At 45.0% G+C, this 7,380-nt stretch carries 9 protein-coding genes; 4 read left to right on the top strand and 5 right to left on the bottom strand.

What is annotated here, in order from left to right; genetic code table 11:
• Positions 1-321: 321 nt before the first annotated feature.
• From Q0338_RS09645 to Q0338_RS09625, 5 genes are read right to left on the bottom strand one after another with little or no spacing between them, the layout of a single operon-like run.
• The gene (locus Q0338_RS09645; RefSeq protein ID WP_298086556.1) at positions 322-1,635 is read right to left on the bottom strand and encodes a DUF945 family protein; all 1,314 of its coding nucleotides are present in this window, start codon (positions 1,633-1,635) and stop codon (positions 322-324) included.
• Positions 1,632-2,204, bottom strand: a complete 573-nt coding sequence (locus Q0338_RS09640; RefSeq protein WP_298086555.1) for a DedA family protein — start codon at positions 2,202-2,204, stop codon at positions 1,632-1,634. Before Q0338_RS09640 ends, Q0338_RS09645 begins: the two co-directional genes overlap by 4 nt.
• A gap of 9 nt (positions 2,205-2,213) precedes the next feature.
• Positions 2,214-2,804, bottom strand: coding sequence for a lipid-binding SYLF domain-containing protein (locus Q0338_RS09635; RefSeq protein WP_298086554.1), 591 nt, complete (start codon positions 2,802-2,804; stop codon positions 2,214-2,216).
• Positions 2,805-2,822: 18 nt separating this feature from the next.
• Positions 2,823-4,376 carry a ribonuclease Y gene (gene rny / locus Q0338_RS09630; RefSeq protein ID WP_122873634.1) on the bottom strand — a complete coding sequence of 518 codons (1,554 nt, stop codon included), beginning with the start codon at positions 4,374-4,376 and terminating at the stop codon, positions 2,823-2,825.
• Positions 4,309-4,947: a 5-formyltetrahydrofolate cyclo-ligase gene (locus tag Q0338_RS09625; protein ID WP_298086553.1), complete on the bottom strand. Its 639-nt coding sequence runs from the start codon at positions 4,945-4,947 to the stop codon at positions 4,309-4,311. Before Q0338_RS09625 ends, rny begins: the two co-directional genes overlap by 68 nt.
• A gap of 52 nt (positions 4,948-4,999) precedes the next feature.
• Between Q0338_RS09625 and Q0338_RS09620 the strand changes: the two genes are divergently transcribed.
• The 4 genes from Q0338_RS09620 (at position 5,000) to Q0338_RS09605 (ending at position 7,241) form a co-directional block, all read left to right on the top strand.
• Complete coding sequence (locus Q0338_RS09620) at positions 5,000-5,584, top strand: TlpA disulfide reductase family protein (protein WP_298086552.1); 585 nt, start codon at positions 5,000-5,002, stop codon at positions 5,582-5,584.
• Positions 5,584-6,453 carry a signal recognition particle-docking protein FtsY gene (ftsY, locus tag Q0338_RS09615; RefSeq protein WP_298086551.1) on the top strand — a complete coding sequence of 290 codons (870 nt, stop codon included), beginning with the start codon at positions 5,584-5,586 and terminating at the stop codon, positions 6,451-6,453. Before Q0338_RS09620 ends, ftsY begins: the two co-directional genes overlap by 1 nt.
• A gap of 96 nt (positions 6,454-6,549) precedes the next feature.
• Positions 6,550-6,753 (top strand): hypothetical protein, encoded by a 204-nt coding sequence (locus tag Q0338_RS09610; protein ID WP_298086550.1) that lies wholly within the window; start codon positions 6,550-6,552, stop codon positions 6,751-6,753.
• Positions 6,750-7,241, top strand: a complete 492-nt coding sequence (locus Q0338_RS09605; RefSeq protein ID WP_298086549.1) for a suppressor of fused domain protein — start codon at positions 6,750-6,752, stop codon at positions 7,239-7,241. Before Q0338_RS09610 ends, Q0338_RS09605 begins: the two co-directional genes overlap by 4 nt.
• The last annotated feature ends 139 nt before the right edge of the window (positions 7,242-7,380 follow it).

The following is a 7,380-nucleotide window of genomic DNA, read 5'->3' as shown; positions in this document are numbered from 1 at the left end:
TATTAGGCACGCCGCCAGCGTTCACTCTGAGCCAGGATCAAACTCTCCATATTAAATTACCTAAATCATAAAGATATTAGGATTTTATTATGAAGTTTTAATCAAAAAACTTTAATTTTATTAATTAGTTTTATCTCTTATCTACTTTCCAGGGAAAGCCTGATAAAAGATTGGCTCAATCGATCACTTGTTTAGATTTCAAAGATTGACTAATTAGTTTAACAGTGTTAATTTAAAAAACTTGCTTTCTGTGAAGCGGAAAGTGAAGTATATAGAAAACATGCTTAAACAAACATAAAATTTGTCTAAGCATGCTAAATTTTATTGAAGAAGAGATTTTAAGGATAAATTTTCATTAAAGATCAAGTCTTGCGTTCTTTTATTGTATTTAAAGATAGTTACGTATTTGCCGCCGTTTTCTTTAAATAGTCCGCCGTTTACGAGCATAGCATCTATTCCCTCTTTTTCCTCGCCGCTACCGAATATAAACTCTCCCGGCGTCGTATCAAGCTCGATTTTACCGCTAAAATTTATAGCAGTCGGGATATTTTCGAGCAGATTTTGAGTATCTATGCCGTCCGGATCGATAGAAATCTCAAAATTTGAGACATAACTCTTGCCTGCCGCATTTTTAAAATTTAAATTTTCAAATGTAAGCTTCGGCGCTCTTTTTATAAATTTATCAAGCGCTTGCATTATAGCCGCAAGCTGAGCTTCAGGCTCTCCCTTGGCGTTCATAATATCTTCAAACGCGCCTTTATCTAAATTTGAAAATTTCGTTTTGATCAAAAAGTCTTTAAATTCATATTTTCCATATTTTATTTTCTCTATAGTGCTCGTATCATCCTGTGTTAAAGTATCGCTTAGCACGGTTAGCTTGGAGTCGCTCGTTATCTTTCCGATTTGCAGAGCCTCGGCACCCGAAATCACGTCTATGCCACCAAGCTCAAATTTATAAGTGCTATTTACGAGCGCTTTAGAGATCATTTTCGGCTCGATCGGAGTTTCGTACTTCACGTCGTAGTCGATATTTTTTATCTTTATAGCGACGCCTTGTTTGCTAGCAAAGTCTATGAAGTCATTTACAAAAGTAGCTCCGGTTATTTTCTTTTCGCCGTTTAAATCAAAATTTAAAAACGATTTGGCCAGATTTAGCTTATTACCGTCTTGTTCTTTTTGCACTCCGACTAGCTCAAAGACAAATTTTTTATCTCCGCCCGAAGCGCCGTCGGCGTGAAATTTGATAGGTCTTGTCGTATCAAATATCTCTTTGATGAAATTTTTATACGGATCGTTTAAAAACTCGGCATCGCCCGCAACCTCAAATTTACCTAGCAAACTGTCAAAGCCGTGCGATATATTCATGTCGATTTTTATCGCCAGATCCTCGGGCGCGCCGTACTCTTCGCCAAGAGAAATGATCTCGTTTATGTAACCTTTAGACAAAACTACGTCATAGTTTGCGTGCGATTTTAGCAGACCGCCCTCAAATACGCTGTTTTTGACCTCCATACCGTTTGCTTTGATTAGATTCAAAGCCTCGTTATATTTTTCCTCCACCTTATTTGCGTTGAATTTTAGCCCGCCAAAAACCACGCCGGACACAATCACCAATACAATGAGTAACTTTTTCATTCCGACCTTCCTTTCTTTTTTGTTGCTTGTTGTAGATATACCCAGATGAGAGTCAGTAGCGAAAGCATCGCAACCGGCATCAGCCAGCCGTTTTCGCCCATAAAATCCCACGCTCGCTCAAACGCCTCGCCCGCCCAAAAGCTACCAAGCCCGAGCAAAATCGCCCAAGCTACCGCGCTAACAACGTTTATGACGCTAAATTTAGCAAACGAATACTTCGTAAGTCCGATAGCAAGCGGGATGAGAGTCTTTAGTCCGTAGATAAATTTTTTGAAAAATATTATTTTATTTCCGTGCTGCTTGAATAAAATTTGAGAGAAGGCAAGCTTGCGTTTATGTCTAGCCAGATACGGCATCACGGCCGCACGGTTATACCTGCTGACGTAAAAAAGCAGCGTATCGCCGATAGCGTTGGCTGCGGCTGCCAGCACGATACTCACGGTTATGTCCATCTTGCCTAGATGAGCCAGCACGCCGGCTGCGATGATAGCAACCATGCCTCCTCCAAGCGAATATAAAAACACTATCACGTACCCGTAGGTCGATAGCGAGGTTAGCATCTCTTGCAAATTTGGCCTTTAGTATTTTGAGATAGCGCCCATTAGCGCGTTATATCCATAGCTATCCATCCTTAGAGGCGCGTCGTTAGTTTTAGCTAGCACCGCTCCGCCAAAGCTCGCCCCCGCGAAAAACCCGTCGTTGTCCGTATATGCGTAGATATCGCTCGTAAAGCTAAAATCGCTCACTCTACCGTAAAATTTGCCCGTATCGGCAAATGCAAACGATGCGTCGGCGTTTATCGTGATTTTGGCGTCTTTTATGTCGGCTACGAGGCTATCTTTTAGGATAAAAAGCACGAGCGAGCTATTTTCGTAACCCACCTGCAGCCCGATACTGCCGCCGCTGATATCCACGACCATCATTTCGCTGGGCGCGTACGGGTTTCCCACGAGCATAACGCCTTTGCCGTGCATACCGCCCAGCACGAAGCCGACTTTAGTAATGCTCGGAAAAACGACGACCGCTTTTGCGTTTTGAAGCAAAGCCTTAACCGGCGCGTCCGCGTTTTTACGCATCGTCGTCGTAAAAGAATTTGACGCGTTTAGCACGAGCTCGTCGTTTGCCGCGAGCGCTAAAACGCAAAAAATCGCTAGTAAAATTTTTCTCATTTTCTACCTAAATTTGACCTATTTCGCCATTTCTATAGCTCTAGTTTCGCGAATCACGTTTACTTTGATCTCGCCCGGATACTGCACCTTACTCTCGATCTCTGCGGCGATCTCTTTAGCTACGAGCACCGCTTCGTCGTCGTTTATGAGCTTGGCGTTTGCGATGACGCGGATCTCGCGACCGGCGTTTATCGCGTATGCTTGCTTGATGCCTTCTTTACTTTTTGCGATGTTTTCTATCTCTTCGACGCGTTTTAGGAAGCTCTCAAGCACCTCTCTACGCGCTCCCGGGCGAGCCGCGCTTAGAGCGTCCGCAGCGCAAACGGCGGCGCTTTCTACGCTAGTAGCCTCCTCGTGTCCGTGGTGGGCGTAGATGGCGTTTATGACGACAGGATGTTCTTTGTAGCGTTTGCAAATTTCAGCGCCCAGATCGACGTGGCTACCCTCAAATTCGTGCGTCAAAGCCTTGCCGATATCGTGTAGCAAGCCCGCTCTTTTAGCTAGCTTTTCGTCTCCGCCCGTTTCAGCCGCGATGATGCCTGCTAGATGGGCTACCTCGAGGCTGTGCGCTAGGGCGTTTTGTCCGTAGCTGGCTCTAAATTTTAGCTTGCCGATTAGCTTCATTATCTCGGGATGAATTTTGCTAAGGCCCAGGTCGATGACGATATTTTCGCCCTCCTCTAGGATCGAGGCTTCAAATTCTTCGCATACTTTTTTGTGCAGATCTTCTATCCTTGCCGGCTGTATGCGGCCGTCTTGCACCAAAAGCTCTATCACGCGCGTCGCGATCGCTCTTCGGTAGAGATTAAAGCTGCTTAACGTGATAGCGTGAGGCATATCGTCGATGATGATATCTACGCCAAGCACCATTTCCAGGGTCTTGATATTGCGCCCTTCTTTGCCGATTATGCGGCCTTTTAGCTCGTCGTTTTTGATATCTACGACGTTTATCAGACGTTCGGCGGCAAATTCCCCCGCAAATCGCGACGTAGCCTGCGCCAGGATGTAGTTCACGCGCTTTTTAGCCTCGCGTTTAGCCTCCTCCTCGTGTTTTCGCACGATGTGAGCGATCTCGGCGCGGCTTTTTTCCTCTACTTTTTTTAGCACCTCTTCGCGCGCCTCTTCTTGCGTGAGGCCGGCGGCGTGTTCGAGTACTTTTAACGCCTCTTGCAGCTTAGCTTGATAGCTTGCTTTTAGCCCAAGCCCCTCCTCGTAGACGCTTTTTGCTTCATTTCGGGATTTTTCTAGCTCAGCCCTGCTTTCGTTTAAAATTTCTTGCTCGTTTAGCAGAGTTTGCTCTTTTTTACCGATCTCTTCAAATTTTTGAGTGTATTCTTTTTGCAGTTTTACGGTTTTGTCGTCGTATTTTTTCTTGGCTTCAAATTCAGCCTCTTGGACTTGGATTTTAGCGTCTTTTAGCGTGCGCTCGGCCTCAAATTCTATCGCTTTAGCCTTTGCTTTAGCCTGCTCTAAAAATATATTGTAGTTTGCGTCGTTGATTTTTTTAGCGATGAGATAGCCTGCGCCAACGCCCGCCGCACCTGCTCCTAAGCCGATTAAAATATCTATCATAGATTCCTCTTTTTACGTAAATTTTGCTCGGGGTCAGGTAAAAATCACAAGTAACATCGTGATCTTCGGATATGATTTCATTAGTAAAATTGTCTAAAATTTCAACGAATATCAAGGTAGGTCGGTAAGGCAAATTTGCAAAAAATCTATCGTAAAAACCTTTACCGTGCCCTATTCGCGCCATATTTCCGTCCACCCCGAGAGTCGGAACTATAGCTACGTCTATACGCTTTTTAAATATCTTGGTACTTAGCGGCTCTTTTACGCCAAATTTCGTCCGAGATACAAGCGGTAGCCTGGATTTTACCATTTCTAAACTAATACCAAGCATAAACGGAACGAAAATTTCATAATTTTTAGCTAGCTCGCGCCTCAAAATGTAGAAATTTGGCTCATAAGAAAGCGGATTAAATATCAAAATCCGTTTCGCTTTAAGCTCGGTTAGCAAATTTAAAAGCGGCTTAAACATCTTGTAGTGTTTTGCCCGCGCCGAAATTTGAACCTCTTTTTTTAAAATCCGTTTCGCATCACGCCTAAACTCTTCTTTTATCAAATTTAACGCTCGTTTCATAAATTTTATGTATAATTCAAGCCTAAAATCAATCTTAGACAGGAATTATTAAATGAAAATAAATCTTTTGATTATACCATTTTTGGCGCTATTTTTAAGCGGTTGCGACAATGAAAATAAAAGCGACGCGAACAAAACTAGCGACGCAACGCCGACAACAACCATGCCTGCTCCGACTCAAAGCCAAAGCGCAAGCGCAAGCATAGAAGCGCCTTTTGAGCTAACTCTCATGGACGAGAGCAAGATGACGCTGCAAAAATTTGACAAAGGCTTTAAAGTCGAGGGTAACGACGAGGCGATTTTGTTTAACTTTTTTGCCACTTGGTGTCCGCCGTGCAAGGCAGAAATCCCGCACCTAAACAACCTAAGCGATAAATTTAAAGGCAAGCTAAAAATCGTAAGCGTACTAATGGAAGACAAGTCAAAAGACGAGATAGACGCATTTATGAAGAAATTTAAAATAAATTTCGGCATTAGCTACGGCGAAAACAACTTCCTCTTCGCAAAAGCTCTAGGCGGAGTCGTAGGCATCCCGTACATGGTACTTTATAAGCCAAATGGCGAATACGCCACGCACTACGTCGGACTCGTGCCAGAAGAGATGCTAGAAAGCGATATAAATAAGGTAATCAACTAATGTTTGGCTTTTTAAAAAAAGGGCTTGATAAGACGCTTGCGGCGATCCGCTCGTCAAAACCTGCCGATAAAAAAATCTCAAAGGAAATTTTAGAAGAGATCCTGCTCGAAGCCGACATCGCCTACGAGATCGTCGAGGAGGTCCTCTACTACCTGCCGCCGCAAAACGAAGTAAAAAAAGACGACCTAAAGCGACTTTTAAATACCTATTTCATATACGAAAACGAGCGCGAGGCAAAAAGCGGAAAGCCTTTCGTGGAGCTTATTTTGGGCGTCAACGGAGCTGGCAAAACGACCACGATCGCAAAGCTTGCGAATTTATATAAAAATGAAGGCAAAAGCGTTATTTTAGGCGCTTGCGATACGTTTAGAGCAGGAGCCATCGAGCAGCTACGTCAGTGGGCGCAGCGAACGGGCGTGCCTATCGTTGCCACACAGCAGGGTCACGATCCGTCCGCGGTCGCCTTTGACGCGATAAGCTCGGCCGTGGCTAAAAACCTAGACAACGTCATCCTAGATACCGCAGGTCGCCTGCAAAATCAAACGAATTTAGCCAACGAGTTAAGCAAGATCGTGCGCATCGCAGACAAAGCCTACGCAGGCGCGCCGCACCGCAAGATCCTAATCCTCGACGGCACGCAGGGCAACGCAGGCCTCGCTCAAGCAAAGGCCTTTAACGACATCGTGAGCCTTGACGGCGTCATCATCACCAAGCTTGACGGCACGCCAAAGGGCGGAGCGCTTTTTGGCGTCGCGCGCGAGCTGGAGCTGCCGATACTCTACATCGGCACCGGCGAGACGATGAACGATCTAGTCAAATTTGACCCGCACGATTTCGTAGATACTATCGTGGATGAAATTTACGCCTAAATCTTGGGCGTAAATTTTAGCTTTTTAAATTTATCCCCATTCCCTTAAATTTGCAAATTTTATATATAGTACCCGCGCTTAACGCAATCTACTAAAATGACGACGCAAGAGTACGAGGCTAAATTTAGCGAAGACGATGTGCCCGGCTGGGACGCGATAGCACGCGCGCTAGAAAATATCTACGATCCCGCAAACGAGCGTCACTACCCGTCGCGGCTACATGTGAGCCTGGGCGGCGAGGATTATCTAGAAGGCGTTAGTATATTTGGACTCCATCAAAGGCGCGCCACCATCTCGTGAGCTTTGGCATGAGCGAGCTTTACTATGATCCCCAAAGCTCTCAGGATGAATTTAGCGGCTGGGGATTTGAGTTTAGTATGCGCGTCGCTCCGTTTGCGGACGATCCGGACTCAAAGTCCGGTGATGGCTCAGTAGTCCCGCATGAGCCTTTTTGGGCGATATCTCTTATGCAAAATCTCGCCAAATACGTCTATAACAGCAAAAAATGGTTCGAGGCTTATCATTTTATACCGACCAATTCTCCTCTGCGCCTTAATACCGATACTAAACTAGTAGGCGTCGCCTTCGCGCCCGATCCAGTGCTAGGCGGCATAGATACGCCAAACGGTATAGTCGAGTTTCTCCAGATGGTCGCCATTACGCAGCGCGAGCTAGGCTGGCTACGCGAGGATCCGAGCGTAGGACGAGTAGAGCGTTTGATAAACATGATGCGCAAGGACAATCCTTTGCTAATCACGGATTTAAATCGTACGAAAGAATACGTTTGATTTAATAGCAATCAGATCGGCAAGGCAAATTTAGCCTTGGCAGTTAGCCTTGGCAGTAAGTAGTGGCCGGAAATTTGCTAGTCCTTGCCGGCTATTTTTATCTCTTTTGTTATTAATTTCTAATTTATATATCCGATTT

The organism is uncultured Campylobacter sp. (assembly GCF_938018145.1).
Lineage (GTDB): Bacteria > Campylobacterota > Campylobacteria > Campylobacterales > Campylobacteraceae > Campylobacter_A.
This window is presented reverse-complemented; position numbering and strand designations above follow the sequence as displayed.